This is a genomic window from Mesorhizobium sp. f-mel (genome assembly GCF_053850215.1).
Genome location: NZ_JBSPTO010000001.1, coordinates 262,635 through 285,901 on the forward strand (window position 1 = coordinate 262,635; position 23,267 = coordinate 285,901).

The 23,267-nt window shown below is 62.2% G+C and carries 16 protein-coding genes and 1 tRNA gene; 9 read left to right on the forward strand and 8 right to left on the reverse strand.

The genetic code is table 11. The features are described from left to right. Nucleotides 1–163 precede the first annotated feature (163 nt). From ACWUKX_RS01265 to aceA, 3 genes are all read right to left on the reverse strand, one after another. Nucleotides 164–553, reverse strand: coding sequence for a response regulator (locus tag ACWUKX_RS01265; protein ID WP_456004050.1), 390 nt, complete (start codon nt 551–553; stop codon nt 164–166). 312 nt (nt 554–865) lie between these two features. Continuing rightward, entirely contained in the window at nt 866–1,108 is a 243-nt protein-coding gene (locus tag ACWUKX_RS01270) for an SMc00767 family acetate metabolism repressor (protein ID WP_029348426.1), read from the reverse strand. Nucleotides 1,109–1,161: 53 nt separating this feature from the next. Continuing rightward, nucleotides 1,162–2,451, reverse strand: a complete 1,290-nt coding sequence (aceA, locus tag ACWUKX_RS01275) for an isocitrate lyase (RefSeq protein WP_456003105.1) — start codon at nt 2,449–2,451, stop codon at nt 1,162–1,164. A 632-nt stretch (nt 2,452–3,083) separates the two neighbouring features. Here aceA and ACWUKX_RS01280 point away from each other — a divergent pair. From ACWUKX_RS01280 to ACWUKX_RS01305, 6 genes are all read left to right on the forward strand, one after another. Beyond that, nucleotides 3,084–4,538, forward strand: coding sequence for a helix-turn-helix domain-containing protein (locus ACWUKX_RS01280; RefSeq protein ID WP_456003107.1), 1,455 nt, complete (start codon nt 3,084–3,086; stop codon nt 4,536–4,538). Between the two features lie 148 nt (nt 4,539–4,686). Then, a complete protein-coding gene (locus ACWUKX_RS01285; RefSeq protein WP_456003109.1) occupies nt 4,687–5,640 on the forward strand; it encodes a DMT family transporter in 954 nt (317 codons plus the stop codon). Nucleotides 5,641–5,997: 357 nt separating this feature from the next. Further along, nucleotides 5,998–7,095 carry a polyamine ABC transporter substrate-binding protein gene (locus ACWUKX_RS01290; protein ID WP_029348419.1) on the forward strand — a complete coding sequence of 366 codons (1,098 nt, stop codon included), beginning with the start codon at nt 5,998–6,000 and terminating at the stop codon, nt 7,093–7,095. A 74-nt stretch (nt 7,096–7,169) separates the two neighbouring features. After that, nucleotides 7,170–8,309, forward strand: a complete 1,140-nt coding sequence (locus tag ACWUKX_RS01295; RefSeq protein ID WP_456003111.1) for an ABC transporter ATP-binding protein — start codon at nt 7,170–7,172, stop codon at nt 8,307–8,309. Nucleotides 8,310–8,317: 8 nt separating this feature from the next. Beyond that, nucleotides 8,318–9,292 carry an ABC transporter permease subunit gene (locus tag ACWUKX_RS01300; protein WP_456003113.1) on the forward strand — a complete coding sequence of 325 codons (975 nt, stop codon included), beginning with the start codon at nt 8,318–8,320 and terminating at the stop codon, nt 9,290–9,292. After that, complete coding sequence (locus ACWUKX_RS01305; protein WP_287071271.1) at nt 9,289–10,107, forward strand: ABC transporter permease; 819 nt, start codon at nt 9,289–9,291, stop codon at nt 10,105–10,107. The genes ACWUKX_RS01300 and ACWUKX_RS01305 overlap by 4 nt, the downstream gene beginning before the upstream one ends. A 29-nt stretch (nt 10,108–10,136) precedes the next feature. Here ACWUKX_RS01305 and ACWUKX_RS01310 read toward each other — a convergent pair whose 3' ends face one another. Further along, nucleotides 10,137–11,987 (reverse strand): AsmA family protein, encoded by a 1,851-nt coding sequence (locus ACWUKX_RS01310; protein ID WP_456003115.1) that lies wholly within the window; start codon nt 11,985–11,987, stop codon nt 10,137–10,139. 295 nt (nt 11,988–12,282) lie between these two features. On the opposite strand from ACWUKX_RS01310, the gene ACWUKX_RS01315 reads away from it, so the two are divergent. Beyond that, nucleotides 12,283–14,253: an acetoacetate--CoA ligase gene (locus ACWUKX_RS01315; protein ID WP_456003117.1), complete on the forward strand. Its 1,971-nt coding sequence runs from the start codon at nt 12,283–12,285 to the stop codon at nt 14,251–14,253. Nucleotides 14,254–14,680: 427 nt separating this feature from the next. On the opposite strand, the gene ACWUKX_RS01320 is transcribed toward ACWUKX_RS01315, so the two are convergent. Beyond that, nucleotides 14,681–18,376, reverse strand: coding sequence for a PAS domain S-box protein (locus ACWUKX_RS01320; protein WP_456003119.1), 3,696 nt, complete (start codon nt 18,374–18,376; stop codon nt 14,681–14,683). A gap of 251 nt (nt 18,377–18,627) precedes the next feature. Here ACWUKX_RS01320 and ACWUKX_RS01325 point away from each other — a divergent pair, with 251 nt between their 5' ends. Then, nucleotides 18,628–19,077, forward strand: coding sequence for a phasin (locus tag ACWUKX_RS01325; RefSeq protein WP_352952711.1), 450 nt, complete (start codon nt 18,628–18,630; stop codon nt 19,075–19,077). Nucleotides 19,078–19,524: 447 nt separating this feature from the next. Further along, nucleotides 19,525–19,601 (forward strand) — tRNA-His (locus tag ACWUKX_RS01330). Between the two features lie 390 nt (nt 19,602–19,991). On the opposite strand, the gene ACWUKX_RS01335 is transcribed toward ACWUKX_RS01330, so the two are convergent. The 3 genes from ACWUKX_RS01335 to ACWUKX_RS01345 all read right to left on the reverse strand — a co-directional run bounded on the left by ACWUKX_RS01335 (nt 19,992) and on the right by ACWUKX_RS01345 (nt 23,208). After that, nucleotides 19,992–20,291, reverse strand: coding sequence for a DUF1236 domain-containing protein (locus ACWUKX_RS01335; protein ID WP_456003121.1), 300 nt, complete (start codon nt 20,289–20,291; stop codon nt 19,992–19,994). A 269-nt stretch (nt 20,292–20,560) separates the two neighbouring features. Further along, nucleotides 20,561–22,033, reverse strand: a complete 1,473-nt coding sequence (locus ACWUKX_RS01340; protein WP_456003123.1) for an ROK family protein — start codon at nt 22,031–22,033, stop codon at nt 20,561–20,563. A gap of 269 nt (nt 22,034–22,302) precedes the next feature. Next, the gene (locus ACWUKX_RS01345; protein WP_456003125.1) at nt 22,303–23,208 is read right to left on the reverse strand and encodes a tagatose-bisphosphate aldolase; all 906 of its coding nucleotides are present in this window, start codon (nt 23,206–23,208) and stop codon (nt 22,303–22,305) included. Nucleotides 23,209–23,267: the final 59 nt, after the last annotated feature.

Sequence of the window (23,267 nt, forward strand, 5' to 3'; positions counted from 1 at the left end):
CTGCGGATTTGTTCGAAGGTGCTATCCCAGATGCGTCGCAATTGCAAAAGGAGACGTAGCGGGGCTCATTGTCAGGCGGTACCGAGCGCTCGCATACTAACATAAGTATCCAGATTCGATCGCAAGAAGCGAGGAAAGGCGTGGAAGCCGGATCGGACGTCGGCTAGCTGCGTGCGAGCCCGATCAAATGGTCGATCACTGGCTGCAGCCGTTCGGTCGTGATCGGTTTGACGACAACCGCATCGACGACGCTCGACAGGCCGAGGCTCTCCGGTGTGCCGTTCTTGGTCGAAAGCAGGATCACCGAGGGAAGCGACCTGCCCGAGGTGCGTCGCAGCGCGTCGATACCGGACATCAGCGCGTCGCAGTCCTTGTTGTCCGCTCCGCCATCGAGGACGACAGCTCCGGGAATGAGCGATCGCAAAGTCGTTGCTGCCGTTTCGGGCGATTCCGAGATCGGTTTGAGCCCGGATCGTTCGACGATTTTCGAAACCACCACCCGGTTGACCGGAGACTTTCCGACGACGAGCACACGGGTGAAGTCTGTGAGCATCTCCGGGTCCACGTTGCGGCTCACGAAAGTCAGGTGGTTTACAGTCTTGGTATCGCGATTCATGGGGCGCATGAGCGTGGCGGGCACTCGTCGGGTTTCAATGCAGGGTTGAAACTTAGAGACAATTGCCGTGAGATCTCTCCCTATGTCAAGCTGAAACGACCGATATCCAGAATATCGCAAGAAACGTTAAAATTTAAAGCAAGTTCTGTTCTTGCTCATTATGGCAACTGATCGTGCAAACGCAGATCACCTGCGCAGAGACTGCGCAGGTGATGCCGGATCGACCGACAGGCTTTGGTCGGATTTCGGTCAGTCGAGGCTCCGCTGCGTGACGATCACCGGGATCAGCAGATCGCCCCAGTTGCCGTCGCCGCCGTGGTGCCGTGCCGAGCGCACGAGCTCCACCGACACACCGGCCTCGACCGCCTTCATCACCGATTGGTTGAGCCTGTGCAGGTCGTTGGCCAGCATGCGGATGGTCGCCTGCTGGTCGACACTCATGGTGGTGGCCTGTTCTTCGGCCCGTTCCTTGACGCGACTGATCGATGCCATTGGTCTTCTCCCTTAGCCCTTTAGGGGCGTTTCCTCTGTCTGTTGCGTTCCTGCTATTCTGCGGCCGGTTTGAACTGGGCGTGCTCGGTCGATTCATGCATGGCCGTAGTCGAAGACCGGCCACCGGTGATCGCCATCGACACGGCGTCGAAATAGCCGGTGCCGACTTCGCGCTGGTGCTTGGTCGCGGTGTAGCCGTGGGCTTCCGCCGCGAACTCCGCTTCCTGCAACTCGGAATAGGCCGCCATCTGCCGCGCCTTGTAGCCGCGGGCGAGTTCGAACATGCCGAAATTGAGCTGGTGAAAACCGGCTAGCGTGATGAACTGGAACTTGTAGCCCATGGCGCCGAGTTCCCGCTGAAACCTGGCGATCGTGGCGTCGTCGAGGTTCTTCTTCCAGTTGAAGGACGGCGAGCAATTATAGGCGAGAAGCTTGCCGGCATGGTGCCTGTGCACGCCCTCGGCGAATTTTTTGGCCTGCGCCAGATCGGGCTTGGACGTTTCGCACCAGATCAGGTCGGCGTAAGGCGCGTAGGCGATGGCCCGCGCAATGCACGGCTCGATGCCGTTCCTGACGTGGTAGAAGCCTTCCACCGTGCGGCCGGCGCCATAGTCGACGAACGGCTGGTCGCGCTCGTCGATGTCGGAGGTGAGCAACTTTGCCGCTTCCGCGTCGGTGCGCGCGACGACCAGCGTCGGCGTGCCCATGACGTCGGCAGCAAGTCGCGCGGCGTTGAGGTTGCGGATGTGTGCGGCGGTCGGGATCAGCACCTTGCCGCCGAGATGGCCGCATTTCTTCTCCGACGCCAGCTGGTCCTCGTAGTGGACGCCGGCGGCACCCGCCTCGATGAAGGCCTTCATGATCTCGAAGGCATTGAGCGGTCCGCCGAATCCGGCTTCCGCATCGGCGACAACAGGCGCGAACCATGTGTCGACGGAAAGCCCCTTGCCTTCGGAGGTCTCGATCTGGTCGGCGCGCTGCAGGGTGCGGTTGATGCGCTTGACCAGTTCGGGCGCCGCATTGGCGGGATAAAGCGACTGGTCCGGATACATGGCGGATGCGGTGTTGGCGTCGGCGGCGACCTGCCATCCAGACAGGTAGATCGCCTTCAGCCCGGCCCGGACCTGCTGCATCGCCTGATTGCCAGACATGGCGCCGAGCGCGTTGACGAAGTCCTCCTCGTGGATGAGCTGCCAGAGCCGGTTGGCGCCCATTTCGGCGAGGCTCTGCCGGATCTGGACCGAACCGCGCAGCCGCTTCACGTCCTCTGGCGAGTAGGGCCGCTCGATGCCGTCGAAGCGGCCTTCCGGCGCCGAGGGGACGAAGTTGTAAAAATCGGTCATTGGTCACTCCGAAGGTTGCTGCAGCCTGTCCCGAAGCCAATCGTCTGGATGTCGAGCTATGACTGAATTTACATTGCATGCGAAAAGAGCCCAGAAAAATTAGGAAAACTGGCTCAAAATAAGGGAAAACCTGTGTTGTGTTTGACATCGCGGCGCTGTAAAAGTGTAAATATTGTCAATACCCGGATAGATGGCATGGCCGACAATTCAGTAAAATTATTGACGGAGGGGATGCTTTGATGGTTTGGCTTGTTTTCGCTGCTGGTGCCTCATTCGTGTGCGCAATCAGCGCCTTTCGAAGGCCGCAAGCGATGTTCGTATCCCTCGATGCCGACGCCTCAAGGGTTTCGGGTCCGCCAAGGCTTGATGTCGTGATTTCGTATATTCTCGTTCAGTCAGCGACCATAGCGTTCTTGGCAGTGTTCGCTGTCCGAAGGCCCGAAATGCAACAGACAATGGAAGCTCTCGTTACGCTGACTTCGATGGGTTTGCTGGTTGCTTCTCTCTTCGGGTACTGGAAATCGCGATCCAGATTGGCGATGGCCGGGATAATCTATGGATTGGCTGCTGCTGTGTGCCTTACCGCCTACTGGTTTGGCCGAATCGGAGCCGGGCTTTGAGAGGCCGAATTCGTGGCTGACCAGAAGATCTTCGCCGGGCCGCGCATCCGCCGTATCCGCAGCGCCAAGGGCCTGACCCAGACGGCGATGGCCGAAGGGCTCGGCATCTCGCCGTCCTATCTCAATCTCATCGAGCGCAACCAGAGGCCGCTGACGGTCCAGCTGATCCTGAGGCTTGCGTCTGTCTACAAGGTCGACCCGCATGAATTGCAGGGCGAGGCGAGAGGGTCGGTCGCCGCCCTGAAGGAGGTGTTTTCAGATCCGCTGCTGGTCGGCGAATTGCCTGGTGACCAGGAGCTGATCGAGCTTGCCGAGGCGGCGCCCAACGCTTCCGCCGCGGTGATAAAGCTGTTTCGCGCCTATCGCGAGCAGGCGGAGCGCCTTTCCGACCTCAACGAGCTTCTCGCGCGTGAGGGCAAAGCGACGGCACTCTCCGGCGCCCGCTTGCCGATCGACGAGGTGCACGAGATTTTCGAGCGCCGGCCGAACCATTTTGCCGCGCTCGAAGAGGAGGCCGAGGCATTCACGTCGGTTCTCGATCCAGGCGACGATCTGCTCGGTGCACTGAAGGCCTGGCTGAAGCGCGAATACGGCATCGTCGTCAAGGTGCTGCCGGTCGCCACCATGCCGAACTGGCGCCGCCGCTACGACCGCCACTCGCAGCGCCTGTTTCTGTCCGAGCGCCTGTCGCCGTTCGACCAGTTGCGCGAGGTGGCGATGGAGGCCTGCCTGATCCGCATGACGGTCGCGGTGGCAAGCGAGATCCAGGCACTGAAGCTGACCACGGATGAGGCCCGCCGGCTCGCCCGCTTCGAGCTTGGCCGCTACGCCGCCCACGCTTTGATGATGCCTTATCAATCCTTTCACGCAGCAGCACACCGCGCACGGTACGACGTCGACGTGCTGCGCTCGCGTTTCGGCGTCTCCTTCGAGCAGGCGGCGAACCGCCTGACCATGCTGCAGCGGCCGGGCACGCCGGGCGTGCCGTTCTTCATGCTCGAGGTCGACAATGCCGGAAACCGCTTCCGCAAGGCGGGCAGCCAGGGTTTTCCGCAAAGCCGTTTCGGCGGCGGCTGTCCGAAGCTTCCCGTGCATGCCGCCTTCACCCAGCCCGGCCAGATCTTCGTCGAGGCGGTGGAAATGCCCGACGGCGCCGAGTTCCTCTGCGTCGCCCGCACGCTTGAAGGACCGCAAGGCTCGTTTGCGGAGCGCCCGCGCCGTACCGCACTTCTGCTGGGCTGCGACATCGGCTTTCGTGACGAGATCGTCTATGGCGCGGCACTGCCGGGGCCGGCTGCCGCTGCGACCGGAAAAGCCGGACAGGGCAGCAATCCGGCCACGCCGATAGGCCCCGCCTGCCGGCTGTGCGAACGGATCGGCTGCCTTGCCCGCGCCGAGCCGCCGGTGACGCGCCCGCTCGGTCTCGACGAGATGGTGACCGGACTAAGCGCCTTCGATTTTCAGTGAGGCCTTGGCAGGCGACCTGCCGTCCTTGCCACAACCGTCGCCGTCCGCTGGATCACGCCTGGCAATCGTCTTTGCGTTACGCCAATGAGGCACGTTCTTGTCGTCCGTTGCGCATCGTGCCGCCCCGAAATCGTCGACAGTCGCGCCCATGACCGACACCGCATCATCACCGATCGCCGTTTCGCCTGCCGTCTCGCCGCGTGAGGAGCGTATCGGCTTCCTGTTGATATTCCTGTCGGCGTTGATGTGGAGTTTCGGCGGCGCCATCGCCCGTTTCATCGACGCCGGGGACAGCTGGACGGTGGTGTTCTGGCGCTCGGTCTGGGCCGCCGCCTTCCTGATCTGCTTCATGGCCTGGCGCGACGGCTGGCACGGCACGGTGAGGTTGTTCCGCGGCATGGGCCTGCCCGGCCTTGCCGTGGCGTTCTGCTTCGCCACCGCATCGACCTCTTTCGTAGTGGCGCTTGCCTATACCACTGTCGCCAACATCCTTTTGATGCAGGCCGGCGTGCCGCTCTTGGCGGCGCTGTTTGCCTGGGTGCTGTTTCGCGAACGGGTGGCCTTGGCAACCTGGGTGGCGATTGCAGCCGTTATTGCCGGCGTTGCCATCATGGTATCGGAATCGCTCGATGGCGCTGTTTCGCCCATCGGCGACGGCTTGGCGCTGCTCATCGCTGTGATGTTTTCGATCGCCACCGTCATCACGCGGCGCTTTGCCCATGTGCGCATGACGCCGGCGACCTGCCTCGGCACGATGCTTGCCGCCGCATTCGCGGCGTCCCAGGCATCGCAATTCGGCGTCTCCAGCAGCGACATGGGCTTCCTCTTTGCATTCGGTGTGGTCAATCTAGGTCTCGGCCTTGCCTTCTTCGCCACCGGCGCCCGGCTTGTTCCGGCGGCGGTCGCAGCACTGCTCGGCACTTTCGAGCCGATCCTCGGCCCGATCTGGGTCTGGCTCATCCATTCCGAGGTGCCGTCGGGACGCACCATCCTTGGCGGCACGGTCGTGGTCACGGCGCTGCTCGTCCATATCGGGCTCGAATTCAAGCGTCAGGCGCGGCCCGTGCGGCCGGGTGTCACCGGCATGCCCTCGCCTAATTGATGCAGCGCACGCGCCAAAGCGAGATGAGCCATTGACAATGGCGCAGCCGCGCGGGCAGGCTGCCAATACGGCAACAACAAGACAGGCTCATCTTGCCAAGTCTCCCCTCCGGCCCGACCGAGACCGGACAACATCGTCGTATCCCTGCCCGCGCCGTGGCGAGAGCCTTTGACGGCGCCGGAATGCTACCTGGATCACGACATAGGAACGGGGGGCTTGGCCGCTGCAAATCGAACCACCAAGGTGTCGGCGGTTCGCGCTTGTCGCTTGTCGGAAAGCCCAATAATCTGAAGCAAACGCCCAGCCGCGCAGCCCCGCGACGAGTTGGCGATGGAACACTCATCAAAGGAGAGACGCATGACCCGCAAAGCATTCTGGCTTTCGGCGACCTCGGCATTTCTGACGCTTTTCACCCTCGGCGCTCATGCCCAGGACCGCGTCGTCAATGTCTATAATTGGTCGGATTACATCGACAGCTCGATCATCGAGGACTTCACCAAGGAAACGGGCATCAAGGTCACCTATGACACCTTCGATTCCAACGAACTCCTGGAGACGAAACTGCTTGCCGGCGGCAGCGGCTACGATGTCGTCGTGCCGACCGCCAATTTCCTCGCACGCCAGATCCAGGCAGGTGTGTTCCAGAAGCTCGACAAGTCGAAGCTGCCCAACATTTCCAACATGTGGGACATCGTTTCGGAGCGCACAGCCAAGTACGATCCCGGCAACGAATATTCGATCAACTACATGTGGGGCACGGTCGGCCTCGGCTATAACGTCAAGAAAGTGCAGGAAGCGCTCGGCACCGACAAGATCGATAGCTGGGACGTGTTCTTCAACCCGGAAAAGCTGGCCAAGCTGAAGGATTGCGGCGTCTATGTCCTCGATTCCCCGAGCGACATCCTCCCGAACGCCTTCAAATATCTGGGCATCGATCCCGAGACCACGTCGCCGGACGATTTCGCCAAGGCGGAAGAACTGATGCTGAAGATCAGGCCTTACATCCGCAAGTTCCACTCGTCGGAATATATCAACGCACTGGCCAATGGCGACATCTGCCTGGCCGTCGGCTGGTCGGGCGACGTGTTCCAGGCGCGCGACCGTGCGACGGAGGCCAACCGTGGCGTCGAGATCAGCTATTCCGTGCCGAAGGAAGGTGCCGAAATGTGGTTCGACCAGATGGCGATCCCGGCCGACGCGCCGCATGTCGCCGAGGCGCATGAATTCCTGAATTACATGATGAAGCCGGAAGTGATCGCCAAGTCGAGCAACTACGTCTTCTACGCCAACGGCAACAAGGCATCGCAGCAGTTCATCGACAAGGAGATACTCGAGGATCCGGCGATCTATCCGGACGAGGCGACGCTGGCGAAGTTGTTCACCATCGCCCCCTACGATTCCAAGACCCAGCGCGTCGTCACCCGCACCTGGACCAAGATCGTCACCGGGCAGTAGGCGACAATCAACGACCCCGGCAGGTGCTGCCGGGGTCAAGTCTTCTGGGGATAGAACGCAGGACGGAGTGGGATATGAAATCGCTTGGCAGCATCCGCAGGGATTTCGCGCCGTGGAACGATCCGAACGCCAAGCCATACATCCAGTTCGACAAGGTCACCAAGAAGTTCGGTGACTTCACCGCCGTCAACAATCTGTCGCTGACCATATTCGATCGCGAGTTTTTTGCCCTGCTCGGGGCGTCGGGATGTGGAAAATCGACGCTTTTGCGGATGCTCGCCGGCTTCGAGGAGCCGACCGCCGGCCGCATCCTGCTCGATGGCCAGGATTTGCGCGGCATCCCGCCATACCGGCGGCCGGTCAACATGATGTTCCAGTCCTATGCGCTGTTCCCGCATATGACGGTCGAGAACAACATCGCTTTCGGCCTTAAGCAGGACGGCATGCCGAAGCCCGAGATCGCGGCGCGCGTTGGAGAGATGCTGAAGCTGGTCAAGCTCGAGCAGTTCGCCAAGCGCAAGCCGCACCAACTGTCCGGCGGCCAGCGCCAGCGCGTGGCGCTTGCCCGCTCGGTCGCCAAGCGGCCGAAGGTCCTGCTGCTCGACGAGCCCTTGGGCGCGCTGGACAAGAAGCTGCGCGAGGAAACGCAATTCGAGCTGATGGATCTGCAGCAGTCACTCGGCCTCACCTTCGTCGTCGTCACCCATGACCAGGAAGAGGCGATGACCATGGCCGACCGTATCGCCATCATCGACAAGGGCGAGGTGATGCAGGTGGCGACGCCGGCCGAAGTCTACGAGGCGCCGGGTTCCCGCTTCGTCGCCGGCTTTGTTGGCAACGTCAACATGTTCGAAGGCAAGATTGCGCATGGCGAGGCCGGCGCGGCAAGCATCGATGCCGGCAACGGCATCACCATTCGGACGGAGAATGCCGGCGATGCGGCCACCGGCGCGGCCGTCGCCTTCGCGATCAGGCCGGAGAAGATCAAGATATCGTCGACGAGACCGGCCGGTGCCGTTAACGCCATCGAGGGCGAGGTTTACGATATCGCCTACCTCGGCGACATGACCGTCTATCACGTCAGGCTTGACGACGGCCACGTGGTACGGGCGAGCACGATGAACGCGGCCCGCCTCGCCGAGGATCCGCTGAGCTGGAACGACCGTGCCTGGGTGTCGTTCAGGCCGGACGCCGGCGTCGTGCTGACGCGATAGGGGCGGTCATGTCGAATGCCGCTGTCACCGCTGCAACGAGCTCTCGGGCCGCCGACGCGGGCAAATCCGCCCTGGCCAGACTGGGAGAGGCCCTCGTTGGCCGCCTTGTCATCATCATCCCCTATCTGTGGCTGGTCTTCTTCTTCCTGATTCCGTTCGTCATCGTTTTCAAGATTTCGCTGTCGCAGACGGCGATCGCCATACCGCCCTACACGCCGGTACTTGGCTTCGGCGATGGGCTTTCCGGTTTTTTCGCTCAGCTGAAACAGCTCAGCATCGATAACTACACATGGCTGACGCAGGACGCGCTCTACATCAACGCCTATGTGACGAGCGTCATCGTCGCCGCCATTTCAACGGTGCTGACATTGCTTGTCGGCTACCCGATCGCCTATGGCATGGCCCGTGCGCCGGCGATGCTGCGCCCGACCTTGCTAATGCTGGTGATCCTGCCGTTCTGGACCTCGTTCCTGATCCGCGTCTACGCCTGGATCGGCATCCTCAAGCCCGAGGGGCTGCTCAACCAGCTGCTGCTCGCCACCGGCGTCATCAGCCAGCCGCTGATCATCCTCAACACCTACACGGCAATCTTCATCGGCATCGTCTATTCCTATCTGCCGTTCATGGTGCTGCCGCTTTATTCCGCCCTCGAGAAAATGGACTATTCACTGATCGAGGCGGCCAAGGATCTCGGTTGCCCGCCGACCAGCGCCTTCTGGAAGATCACCTTTCCGCTGTCGCTGCCCGGCGTCATCGCCGGTTGCCTTCTGGTGTTTATTCCCGCCGTTGGCGAGTTCGTCATCCCCGACCTGCTCGGCGGATCGCAGACCCTGATGATCGGCAAGACGCTGTGGAACGAGTTCTTCGCCAATCGCGACTGGCCGGTGTCGTCGGCCGTCGCCGTCATCCTGCTGTTGCTGCTGATCGTGCCGATCATGCTCTTCCAGCGGGCCCAGGCCCGCGCCCAGGAGCAGGACAAATGAACCCGACCTGGAGCCGCTTCAACATCACTTCGATCGTGCTGGGCTTTGCCTTTCTTTACCTGCCGATTGTCCTGCTCGTCGTCTTCTCCTTCAACGAGTCGAAATTGGTCACCGTCTGGGGCGGCTTCTCGACCAAATGGTACGTCTCGCTGTTCCACAACCAGGGCCTCATGGACGCCACCTGGGTAACGGCTCGCGTCGCCGTCATCTCGGCCACCGTGGCGACCGTGCTCGGCACGCTGGCGGCTCTCACCCTGACGCGCTACACGCGCTTCAAGGGCCGGACGCTGTTTTCCGGCATGGTCTTTGCGCCGTTGGTCATGCCGGAAGTCATCACCGGCCTGTCGCTGCTGCTGCTCTTCGTCGCCGTCGGTCTCGACCGCGGCTTTCTCACCGTCACGCTTGCCCACATCACCCTGACCATGTGCTTCGTCGCGGTCGTCGTGCAGTCGCGCCTGATCACGTTCGACCGCTCGCTTGAAGAGGCCGCGATGGATCTTGGCGCGCCGCCGGTGAAGACCTTCTTCCAGATCACGCTGCCGGTCATCATGCCGGCGATCGTGTCTGGCTGGATGCTGGCGTTCACATTGTCGCTCGACGATCTGGTCATCGCCAGCTTCACCTCAGGGCCCGGCGCCACCACGCTGCCGATGAAGATCTACAGCCAGGTTCGTCTCGGTGTGACGCCGGAGATCAACGCCGCCTGCACCATCCTGATCGCGGTCGTGGCGGTCGGCGTCATCATCGCTTCGCTCGCCAACAAGCGTCGCGAGGTGCAGCGCCAGCGCGATGAACAGGCCGCACAGCGTGGGTGACGAAAGGGCGGCGGCAATACCCTCGTTGCCTACTCTCCGGAAACCCCGCGGCTTATCGGCGAAATGAACGGCGTGCTCCACGTTCCGCCGACGAAGAACGAAGACTGGTTGGGACCCTGGTTATTTGTCTGCGTGGCTGGCTGGTCCGCCTGAATGATGCCGCCGGACAGCGCCAGCCCGCGCCCGGCATAGGAGGCGATGCCGGAAAGCCAGATCTTGTACTTCGCCGAATTCGCTTCGGCCTTGTCGATCTTCGCCACACCGTTCGAAATGCTCGCCTTGAGTTCGGCCCCGTCGATCGGCAGCGTTCCGTCGGAGACATCGTCGAGCGCGAAGAACCCGCCCTGTTCGTTGTGTTTGAGAAACGCCGGCAAATTGAACCGGCTCAATGCGCCCTGGCCGAATTTCGCCGAAACCGAGCCGTCGGCGTTCTCGAAAATGGAATCCCAGGTTCTGCCCGGCCCCTTGAGGATGACCGAAATGGTTCCCGTGCCGATCGGGACCAGTCGCGTCATTCCGGCTGCGGTGCCAAAAGCCCCACCATCGATGTCGGAGGCGAGCAGCCTGATCTCGACCTGCGTGCCTCCCGGCTTGCGGTCGAAACGAAGACTGCTCTGGATGTTGCCGCCAAAGGCCGATGCATCGGAAATATCGAAGACGGCAAGACCGTTCTTGACCTGGGCGGCGGCGGCGACGTCGGCAAGCTGGATGGCGCCTGCGGTGGCCTGCGCTGCCGACAGTCTGAGATCGAGATCGATCCGGTCGGCGACGCTTATGTCGATTTCGCCTGGGCCAGCGCCGTCCGTAGGCGCCAGGGGTGTGAAGGCGGAGAGAAACGACCGCAAGTCGAGCGTCTCGAAGGCGAGCGTACCGGCGATCACCGGCCGCGCCTCGCCAAAGGAGAAGTCCAGCGCACCCATTCCCGGATTGTCGTCCAGAGCGATCTCGGTGTTTTCGAATTTAATGCGGCCGGAGGTCGCCGTGACCTTGCTGGAAACGGAAACCGAGCCGATTGCCGCGCCCGGCGCGATGCCGGCCCGCGACCATTCGAGCACGCGCCTGAGCGAGGGTGCGGCAAATTTCGCCTGGCCGTCGAAATAGGCATTCTCGGACATGCTGGCCACGCCGTCGAAGGAAAAACTGGCAGGGGCCGCCTTGAAGGAAAGCGTCATCGGCGCCGCACCGCCCCCAAACAGCACCAGCGGGTTCGACGATGCGGCATCCACGGCGACGCTTTCGCCACGCCAGATCCCGGTCGCCGACAGCGTCGCATTGCTGTTCATGGCGGCCCAGTTCGCCTGTCCGCTCAGGCTGCTCAGTATCTCAGCGTCCTTACCATCGACGGAGGTCACCACGCGGCCGTTCCTGAACTCTACGGTGCCGAACGGATCAGCCGGCAGCTTGCTCAGGTCCGGCTTGGCTGGATTGGCGCTGACCACGGCGCGGGCGATGTCGATGGAACGGGTGATGCGCCCGCCTGAAGGCAAGGCGGGCAGGAAAAGCCCATGTGCTGCGCGTTGAACCCTGATCGTCGGCCGGATCAGCCGCGCCGTCGAGAACACCACATCGCCGCGCAACGCTGCCATGGCGGAGAGATTGACCTCGACCCGTTCGGCCTCGATCACCGGCGGGGCGTCGGTTTCTGTCCATTGCGAAAGCGTCACGTCGGTCAGGATGGCCCGGAAATTCGGCCAGACCTCGATCCGCGGGGCGCCGTCGATCGTGACCCTGAAACCGCTCCACGCACTCATTTCCCAGGCGATGCGGTCGCGCACGATGCGGGTCGAGGCGACGAGCGGCAGGGCGGCAACGGCCAGCGCGATGACGAGCACGGCAACGCCGATCGCCCATATTCCGCGCCGGATCAAAGGTGATGACATGTCGCCCGTATGCTTCCGTTCCGACCAAAATCGCCCGACGGGTGTAACCCCAGTCGTCACTACGACTTAGGGCTGACGCATTTCAAGTCTTTATGGCCCGGCGATGGCATTTGCGCACATCCGCGTCGCGCGGCCGAACAAAATCTTGCTCTGCTGCGACGCGATATGCATAAGCGATCCCAATGCCTGTCGCCAAAATGCGCAACCTTTTGGGATAACGACATACATAAAAACAAAAGTCGAAAGCGCGTCGCGTGAACTCTTCAAACGTGACGTGCTTTAAGGAGGAACGATCATGGCTGGCGACGCACCGCTCTGGGCACCGACGAAAGACCAGGTCGACGCGGCGCCGATGACTGCCTTCATGCAGGCCGCCGCGGCCGCAACCGGCAAGTTTTTTTCCTCCTATGCCGAACTACACCGTTGGTCGATCGACGATCGCGAGGCATTCTGGAGCCTGGTCTGGGACTTTTGCGGGATCGTGGGCGACAAGGGCGCCAGTGGCGGCGAGCGCGTGCTTGTCGATGGCGAGAAAATGCCCGGCGCCGCGTTTTTTCCCGACGCGAAGCTGAACTTCGCCGAGAACCTGTTGAAGAAAACCGGGCTCGGTGACGCCATCGTCTTTCGCGGCGAAGACAAGGTCGAGCGCCGGCTTTCCTGGAATGAGCTGCATGCGCTGACCTCGCGGCTGCAGCAGCTTTTCCTGTCGCTTGGGGTGAAAAAGGGCGACCGTATCGCCGCCATGATGCCCAACATGCCGGAGACCGTCGCGGCAATGCTGGCGACAGCCTCGATCGGCGCCGTCTGGTCGTCCTGCTCTCCCGATTTCGGCGAACAGGGCGTGCTGGACCGGTTCGGGCAGATCGAGCCTGTCATCTTCATCGTGCCCGACGGTTACTGGTACAATGGCAAGGCGATCGAGGTCGCCGACAAGATCGCGGCCGTTGCGGCAAAGCTCGTCACCGTCCGCAAGATCCTGATCGTCGACTATCTCGGCACGTCGACCGATGTGGCGGCGACCATCGAGAAGGCGACTGCGCTGGACGAGGCCCTCTCATCCTTTGCCACCAAGCCCGTCACCTTCGAACGGTTACCGTTCGCGCATCCGCTCTACATCCTGTTTTCTTCCGGAACGACCGGCATTCCCAAATGCATCGTCCATTCGGCCGGCGGAACGCTGATCCAGCATGTCAAGGAAGAACGGCTCCACGCCGGCCTGCTCGACGGCGACCGCTTCTTTTATTTCACCACTTGCGGCTGGATGATGTGGAACTGGCTGGTGTCCGGCCTGGCGTCGGGCGCAACCCTTCTGCTTTATGACGGGTCGCCCTTCTATCCCGACGGCAACGTGCTGTTCGACTTCGCCGACGCCGAGAAGATGACCTATTTCGGCACCTCGGCCAAATTCATCGATTCCGTGCGCAAGGCCGGCCTCAGACCGATCAAAACGCATGATCTTTCGTGCGTGCGCACGATCTCCTCCACCGGCTCGCCACTGTCGCCCGAGGACTTCCGCTTCGTCTATAACGGCATCAAGAAGGACGTGCATCTCGCCTCGATTTCCGGCGGCACCGATATCGTCTCCTGCTTCGTGCTCGGCGTACCGACCGAACCGGTATGGACCGGAGAGATACAGGGGCCTGGCCTCGGCCTCGCCGTCGATGTCTGGGACGACGACGGCCACACGCTCAGGCAGGAAAAGGGTGAGCTCGTCTGCACCAAGGCGTTTCCGGCGATGCCGATCGGCTTCTGGAACGATCCCGAAGGCAAGAAATACCACGCAGCCTATTTCGAGCGCTTCGACAATGTCTGGTGCCACGGGGACTTCGCCGAATGGACCGCTCATGGCGGCCTGATCATCCATGGCCGCTCCGACGCGACGCTCAACCCGGGCGGGGTGCGGATCGGCACGGCGGAGATCTACAACCAGGTCGAGCAGATGCCGGAAATCTTGGAGGCACTGTGCATCGGCCAGGATTTCGACAACGACGTGCGGGTTGTGCTGTTCGTGCGGCTGGCTGAGGGGATGCAACTCGACGCGGAGCTGGAAAAACGCATCCGCGCGAAAATCCGCAGCGGCGCGAGCCCCCGCCACGTGCCGGCTAAAATCGTCGCCGTCGCCGACATTCCACGCACCAAATCGGGCAAGATCACCGAGCTTGCGGTGCGCGACGTGGTGCATGGCCGCGCCGTCAAGAACAAGGAGGCGCTGGCCAATCCCGAAGCGCTGGAGCTGTTCCGCGACCTGCCGGAACTGGCCGACTGAGCAAACAGGCCGGCGGTGCCATGCGACTTGATAGGCCGGGCCGAGCATGGTTAACGAAATATCTCGCCCGAATTTACCTAGAATTCATGAGTGGTACACATTGGTAAATTTTTCGCGGCGCCGGTAAGGTTTTGTTAAGGGCCGGCATCGATAGTCGTGCGTAACTTGAGGGAGAAATCCCGTTCCTCTCCAGAGGATCTGAATTCGCTCAAGCCCCGTGTAACAGCAATCCAATCATTCAAGGCGTCCTTTGGACGCCTTTTCTTTTGGAGCATCCGACCTAAAAGTGGGGACGGGTTTTGGGAAAATCCGATGCTCAAACAAAAAGATAGAGCATCGGACCCAAAAGTGGGCACCGGTTTTGGGAAACTCCGATGCTCAAACAAAAAGATAGAGCGGCGACACGGACGACTGAAAGTCCGCCGCTCTAATCCGCGAGCACGCGGGTCGACGGGAAAGCGACTTCGACCAGGGTGCCCTCTCCGGGCGTCGAGTTGATGGTGAACCGGGCCCGGTTCGCCTCGACCATGGCCTTGGTCAGCGGCAGCCCGAGACCGGTACCGTCGCCGCGCCCGCGCTTCAGCGCGTTGATCTGCTTGAACGGCTTGAGCGCCTGCTCGATCTCGGACTGGCTCATGCCGATACCGGTGTCGCGCACGCGCATGACGACGTCGCCGGAGATCTCGTAAGCTGTCGATACGATCACCTGGCCGCCGGCCTGCGTGTAGCGAATGGCATTCGACAGGATGTTCAGTGCGATCTGGCGCACGCTGCGCAGATCGGCCACCACTTCCGGCAGCCGAGAGGCGAAGCTGGAGCGGATGATGACACGTTCGCGGTTGGCTTGCGGCTGCATCATCGCCACCGTCTCGGACAGCGTGTCGTTAAGCGACACCGCCTCGTAGGCCATCTCCTGCTGGCCGGCCTCGATTTTCGAAATGTCGAGCAGATCGTTGACCAGGTCGAGCACATGATTACCCGACCGGTTAATGTCGCGTAGATAGTCGCGGTAACGGTCATTGGCGACCGGCCCGAATTTCTCGTCGACCATCAGCTCGGAAAACCCGATGATGGCATTGAGCGGCGTGCGGATTTCGTGGCTGATGCGGGCGAGGAAGTCGGTCTTTTGCGAGGAGGCACGCTCGGCCACGGCGCGCGCCTGGGTCAGATCCTCTTCGGCCCGCTTCCATTGGGTGATGTCGCGCACCACCGCGCAGAAGCCGCTATCGTTGGGCAGGCTGCCGATGGTCATGAACAGCGGAATGAAGCGCCCCTGCGCCTCGCGTCCAATCACCTCGCGGCCGTCGTTGAGCACGCTCGCCACGCCGGGCTCGGACAATCCGTCGAGATAGTCTCGCGCGGCGCGCTGGCTTTCGATCGCGAACAGCGAGACGAAGGGCTTGCCGCTCACCTCGTCGCTGTCGAAACCGAAAAGCGCTTCGGCCGGGCGGCTGATCGAGCGGATCGTTCCGTCTCGGCTGATCAGCACGACGCCGTCGGTCGCGGTGTCGATGATGGTGCGCATCTCGGCGATGCGTGCCTTGAGCTCGGAAGTGTCCGGCTGCGTCTGGTCGTCGGCGGTACCATGCAGAATGGCTGCTGCCTCGTCGTCGCCGGAACGGCGCACGACCAGCATCAGCGCCTTGCCGCCACGCCACGGAACCGAACGCAGAATGGCCTCGATCGGGAACTCCTGACCGTCATGCGTCTTTAACCGGAGCGCGTGATCGGTTCCGTCGGAGGCGCTGTCGTCGTAAGGATCGGCAAACAGCGCGCCGAGGCCACCGGCATCCTCCAGATCGTCGAGCGTGTCATAGCCGGTCAGGCTGAGGAATTCCTCGTTCGCATAGTGGAGATCGTCGCCGGAATGGATGAGCAGCGGCACCGGCAGTTTGCCGAGGATCGAAGTGTCCGGAGCCTTGCTGCCATCTGCGGTCAAAAAAGCCGATGGCACGAACCCTTCAAGCTTGAGCGGCGGCACCTGCAGGCGCGGACGCTCAATCGGCGCCGCCTCCACGTCGCCGACATCGCCGATGTGATCGGTTGACGAACGGGTTTCGTCGTCACCGGACGGCGCCCAATCCTCGCTGTCTTCTGCATCACGGAAATCGGCAGCCGTCATGCTGTCGTCGTCTTCGGCGGCGGTCGATCGACTGCCCGTGTCGGTGGGTTTGACTACCTCTTGCGTCGCCTTGTCCGGCTCCGAAACCGGGGCACCGTCGCTATTGTCGGCGACATAGTCCCGGTCGGCGTAGTCGAGCAGCGAGCCTGAGATGCCGGACACGGTTGCTTCCCGCTGCTCGGCGTCGAGCCTCGCGATATCCTTCTCGTCTTCGACATCGGTTTCGGACGGTTCCGCCGCAGCCGGTTCTGCCGACATTGCAGCATCGGGCTGTTCGGTTGGGGGATTGTCCTTCTTGAGCCGCTCGCCGATTTCACGGAATGCACTGCGTTCCAGCGTCGACAGGCCTTTGTCGTTGGCCGGCTGCCTGTGTTCCGCCAACCGGATCACCTTGTCGGCAAAGCGTCGCTCCGGCTTCGGCACGATGGTCAGCGCCGGCACCTCGCCCTGGAACGGGTCGGTTTCGTCAGGCGTTTCGGCGACTTCCGGCTCGACGGCAGCGGGAGCCCCGGCATTAGGGACAAGCGCCATACCGATCGCTTCCGGATCGACCACTGCATCGCCGGTGCGGGCAACGCCGAAGCCGCGAAAACCTTCGAAGGCACGGCTTCGGCCGTAGACAGGCAGCGCCGCTAGGTCGACGGGAATCTTGAACTCGGTGCCGGCAACCGGCCACAGCACCGAGCGGCCGGACCAGGTGTCGCGTCGGTCGAGCAGGCCGGCGATCTCGCCGGACGCATCGAGGTCGAAGGTAGCCGCGACGTCCCTGAAACGCCGGCCGATCACATCGGCGGCAGGCTTGCCGACGAGTTCTGCGAATTCCGGCGACAGCGCACTGAACCTGCCTTCGGCGTCGGTGCGCCAGACGAAACGCAGGGGCGGCGCCGCGCGGTCGATCGAGGGGTTGGCACGCTCAGTCGGGGAGCCGGCCCCGATGGCATCCTGTGCGGAACTTTCGGCCGAAGCATCCGCCTCGACATGTCCGGACGCATCCGGTCGGCTCGGCTTTTGCGCCTCATCCTCGCTGGCGCTGAAATACCAATGGTCATGCTGTGGAGGCATTCCGCCGGCCGCTTCCGGACCCTGCTCGGTCGAATCGGGCGCGGTTGAATCAGGTCTGGTTGAATCTGGCCCGGTCGAATCGGGAACCTCGTGCTCCGCCGACACGGAAATGTCTTCGCCGGCTGCCGGGACGGTCTGCCCTGCCACATCCAACTTCGCGACTGTTGCGGGCGCTTTGTCCTGTTCTGCTTTTGGCGGGACTGCGGCATCGGCCGCCGCCGCACCGATAGCGGTTTCTCCTCCCGCGCTGCGCTCGCCAGCAGAGCCTGCTTCGGAGTCAAGCCGGTTCTCGTCGATCACCACCAGCAGGTGCCGCTCGTCCGTCAGCCGGGCGAGGCCGGCCGGATAGGAAGTGGTGCCGCCTGGAACGAGGCGTTTGACGATGCGGTCGCTCTCGCTCGCCACATCGCTCACAAGCGCTGCCAGCGTTTCGGGCAAGATGCCGAGCGCCGAAAAACCGTCGGAAGCTGCCTCGATGTTGCCCTTGGCATCGACGAAGGCGATGAAATGACCGTCTTCGGTAAAGCCGCTGATGGCCTGAGCGGCGATCTCGGCGCTGCGCGAGCCGGTCTGTGCCGCCGGCACCGCAAGCATGATCGCTTTTTCGCCGTCAGGCATTGTCACCGCGCTGGCCAGAAAGCCAACCGCGCGGCTGGTCAGGCCGGTTGCCAGCCGCACCGTGATGGCGCGGTCGCGGCCGATCTGTGGAAAACCGCTTGTCGCCATGATCTGGCGCCTGGCGATCAGCGGCAAGCCTGTCGAGGCGCCGATGATGGCCTCGATGTCGGGGTAGCCGAACACCGCTGCCCCTGGTCCGTTGGCCCAGATCACCTGTTCGAGGTCTGCCGACAGAAGGGCGATCGCGTCGCCGGCGGCAAAGCGCTGGCGGACCGCGTCGAGCACGGCGACGTCGAGGAAGGAGTAGTTTTCGGACGGCATGCGCTTTGGGAACCCTCACAGAGCGGCAGTTTGCGGTTAACGCTTTGTTAATAAAAGCCGACGGCGCGAAGGTCCACAAGCCATAGCGTGCAACCGCCGGAATCTCTGGGCTCGTGGTTAACGTTGGGAGAGAAATTCTATGGTGCGCTGCAACAAAGTTATTGCAATGCACAAAAATTGCCTTTATATTGCCATCATACATGAACGAGACGGCTTTCTGTCGAAGCCGCTGCCGCTGCAAAGGATGGAAAATGTCCAGGACCAAGACCGCTGAAAATGTCGAATTCCCTAGCTTCGACGCTTCCAAAGCCACCGACCAGATCCGCGCTTTCGCGGAAAAGGGCGTTGAGCAGTCGAAAGAGGCCTATGCCAAGCTGAAGACCGGCGCCGAAGAGACCCAGAAGGCTCTGGAGTCGACCTTTGAGACCGCCAAAACCGTTTCCAACGACCTGTCGCTCAAGACCATCGCCGCTCTGCGCGCCAATACGGAAGCCGGCTTTTCGCATTTCGAAGCACTGATCGGCGCCAAGTCGCTGTCGGAGGTCGTCGAACTGCAGACCGCATTCCTGCGTAAGCGCGTCGAGATGACCGTCGAGCAGGCAAAGGATTTCCAGACCGTCGCCTCCAAGGCGGCCGAGGACGTCTCCAAGCCGATCAAGACCGCCTTCGAGAAGGCGATGAGCGAAATCAAGGCCGCCTAATATTTGCGCATATTTCGAAGATGCAACAAAAGGTCGCATTTCTTCGAACAGGATTATGTGAGATATAGTGGTCAAGCGAATACCCGGCGGGTGGAACCTCCTCCCTCTGCTCTCCGGGCTGACCAGCCAGCACCTCCTCCCGCTGGCTCGTAACAGGAAAAGGCCGGCACCTCCTCCCGCCGGCCTTTTTCTTTGCCCGGCGAAAATATGATGTCGATGCCGGAGCACTCTTTGCCGACAGCGCCGCGCGTCCTCTTGCACGCGCAAAGGACACTGTAGAACTTTGGATTTGCGCATGACCCTTTCCGAAAATCGATTCTGATTTTCGGGGCCATGCGCGGCCAAAAGCCTTGAATTAAACTCCGATAGCCCGTATTGACGCATCGCCGAACGACAGAGCGGGTCCCGGAGAATGAACGTTCCACCCGCTCCCGCTCAGGGAAACGTGCCGTTGTAGCTCAGATGGTTAGAGCGCCGGATTGTGGATCCGGAGGTCGCTGGTTCGATCCCAGCCAACGGTACCACTACTTTCCTCAATAAATTCAACCTGCTGGCGGATGGGGTAGGGGCCGCCACGCCTCGACGGCGGCATCCGGAAATGGCTGACCCACTGCCGGGCATTCTACACAGCGGAATTACCGCCACGTACTTCGTTTGCATGTTTCGATTCAATTAGCTTGAGCGCATGTATTCGCCAGCCAGGCGCCCACTCCCCAGTGCTCGCTGGTCAGGCCCAGCGGCCTCTAGCTGCCAGTCCCCCCACGCAACCAAGCCGCTGGGCCGCTAATCCGGCGGAAAGCGCGCTAGACCCGAACGCCAAAACGCGCGGTTAGCGCGTCCGGCGCTGGCCTTCGTTCCAAACAAAAAGCCGCCGCGCACTTCGGCACGGCGGGCGTCAGTTCGAAGTGTTCGTGTCAGTCGTAGACCTTCACAATCTTGCGCGTACCTGGATCGACCAGGACGGTTCGGCCATCGACGACGACGTAGCGGTATTGAACGTCCGGCACCTCGTAAAGCTCGACCGTTTCGGGCAGAGCTGTGCCGATGTTGAGCTCCACGCCGAGAAGGCTGACGGATGCCATCGGTTTCTTTTTCACGTATTCCCTAATCACAGTATCCTGCTCGGGTTGAATGATGACGTCCTGAGCGGCGGCGGCGCTGACGCCAACGAGCAGAAGGATGCCTGCCGCGGCCGAGGAAAGTTGCTTTCTCATATTACCTCCAAGCAAACTCCGCTGTGGCGCTTCATTGCTGCCGCGACGGATTGCTCAGCTTGAACGGTGTGGAGCAATTCTTGTTCCAATGGCAGTGTGCAAATCCGCTTACACAAACGCGCGCCCGCTCAAGGCGGCGAGCCATCCTGACAGGTATTTCGGGAACGATTGTCGAGACAGGGCGGGCGGGCACCGGGGTAACACAATGGCCAATCAACGGCTGCACTCGGATTGTGGATCCGGAGGTAGGCGGCCGCGCTGCCTATGTGTCAGCCGCAAATCGTCGCCTGCAACCATTGTGTGATGGCATCGAAAGCGATCGGTTTGGTCGTGTCGACGTCAAACAGCGGTCCGCGCCGCAGCGGCTCGGCGCGCTTGGCCAGTTCGATCAGTTCGGGGATGTAGGCCGCGCCGGGATGGCCGGTCGGACGTTGATCGAGCCGTGCGCGATAGCGCTCGGCAAGAACCTCGCCGGGAGCATGACACCAGATTTCGGCGGTCTGCTCGACGCCGGCCCTTCGCAGGTGATCCTCGAGCACCTGGCGCGGCTGGAAGCCGAACCAGGCGTCGACGACAAATATGGTGCCCGCCGGAGCCTCGCCGACGACCGACCAGATGGCTTGGTAACTGGCGCGGCCGAGCGTGCGGTTGAATTCGCGATCGCCGCCGCCGAGCACTTCGAGGAACGGGTTCTTGACCGTGTCGAGCGCGAGCAATGGCCAACCCATGCGCTCGGCGATACCGCGCGAGACGGTGCTTTTGCCGCTGGCGGGGATGCCGTTGACGAGCACGGCGCGCCGGCTGGGCACGGCGCGCCTGGCGGGCACAGCACGCCGGCCGGGGTTGAGCCGGGCAGATGGCAAGGACACGGGCGCGACTGCCGCCTTCTTCGCGAGCGCTTGCAGACCGGCGCCGATGACGCCTGCGTCGTCGCCCAGTTGCGCCGGTTCCACCGGGCATTGGTACCACGGAGCCAAGGCGGGAGCCCTGGCAAGCGCCCGGTGAGCCGCCAGGCCAAGTCCGCCGCCGAGCAGCACCAGATCGGGATCGAACATGGCGACGGTCGTATCGATTGCCGCACGCAGCGGCCCGGCCCAGGCTTCCAGTATGCCGCGCGCCAGCGTGTCGCCGCCCGCATCGCGGGCAAAAAGCTGATCGACTGAAACATCCGGACCGAGGCCTGCCCGCGCGATGTGACGGCCAAGCGCCGTGCCTGAGCTGGTGGTTTCAACGCAGCCGCGCCGGCCGCAGACGCACGCTTCGCCCGACATGTCGACGGTGATGTGGCCGAGCTGCCCCGCCGTCCCCTTGCCGCGGACGATCCGCCGGTCTTGGACCACGGCACCGCCAATGCCGGTCCCGATCGTGAACATGACGATGCTTTCATGGCCTTTGGCGGCGCCGAGAGCCGTTTCCGCGATCAGTGCCATGTTGCAATCATTGTCGATCACCACGGGCTTGCCCGCCAGGCTTTCCAGTCGTTGCGCCAGGGAGATCGAGGCGAGGTTGACATAGCCTCCGGACAAGACCGCGCCAAGCTGCGTATCGACGCGTCCGGGGACGCCGATGCCGATGGCCGCAACTTCGGGGGAGTCGAGCCGGCGCACCATTTCGGCGATCCGGGAGAGCACAAGCTCCGGGTCCGGCGCGCTTTTCTCGGAAATGCGGTCGAGGATTTCGCCCGTGCCGGAAATACGGGCGGCGCGCAGATTGGTGCCGCCGATATCGATTCCTATGGCCATCGAACTAGAGCCTGTTCCATTTCGACTAGATCGAAATGGGGCTCTATCTTGCTGTTTGACCATGATCTTCTCCGAAAACCGGTCCCCACTTTTCGGGATCATGGCTAGAGGCATGACGTCCCGTGCGTGCCTGGTGTGAACGTCGGATAGCTACAGCGCGGCGCATCCTGGTGCGCAAAGGACGCTGTAGTATTTTGATTTGCGCATGATCCATTCCGAAAATCGATTACGATTTTTGCTTTCGCTGACCTTCGGTTCGGGGTCGTGCGCTAAGCGGCTTTCTGCCTGTAGTTTCCGATCACCGCCTGAAGCTCGCGCAATCTCGACACCGCGATGGTCTTAAGCCTTTCCCGCTGAATGTCACGGTCAAGCGAGATGCAGTCCTTCCACAGCGACCGGCCGGCGATGACGCCTGACGCGCCGTTCCTCATCGCGATCTCGACTTGGCCCAGGAAGGTTGCGTGGTTGACGCCGGCAGAGAGGACCGCCCATGGCACCTCGCCAGCCATGCTGCTGATCCTGGCGCAGGCTTCCGGCGTTCCGGGATAAGGAAGCTTGAGCACCTTCGCCCCGCATTCCAGCGAAATCCGGGTCCCCTCTTCGACAAGCCAGGGGATCTTGGCTGTATAATCTTCAAGGCTTTCCCCTTCGACCTGATAGGTCAGGAACTCGACGACGAGCAGGAGGTCCTCTTGCGCGAAGTCGGCGATGCATTGGCGCAGAATGGCGACATTGTGCTCATTCGCCTCAGGCCTATCAGCCCTGAGATAGACCATGATCTTGCCGCCGGTGCCGCCGAGCTCCCGGACGCGGCGCGCGCCGATGCCGGGAACGAGGCGCGACAGGCGGTAGCCGGCGGGCGACACGTCGAAGCCCGAGGCATCGAGGCCGATGAGCAGGGCCGTATCGCGGCTCAGCACCCCTTCATCGACAACTCGCGGCACTGCGCAGAGCGGGTCGAGCAGCACGCAGGATGCCTGGCTGGCGAGGTATCGCGTGATGTCCGACTTGGTGTCGCCGAGCATGTCGTTGGTGATCTTGGCTTGTTCTGCAGGGTCCGCCGCAAGCAACGTCCGCATGCCGCCGCGCTGGTCACAGGCGATGGCCATGATGGCCCCGTCTTGGCCGCATATCTGCTGGTAGCCGCGCAACTCTGCGGTCGTCATCTTTGTCATGGTCTTTTGTCCGATGTTGGCGCCCGTTCAGCAGGGCGCAGATCCGTGGAACAAGAAAG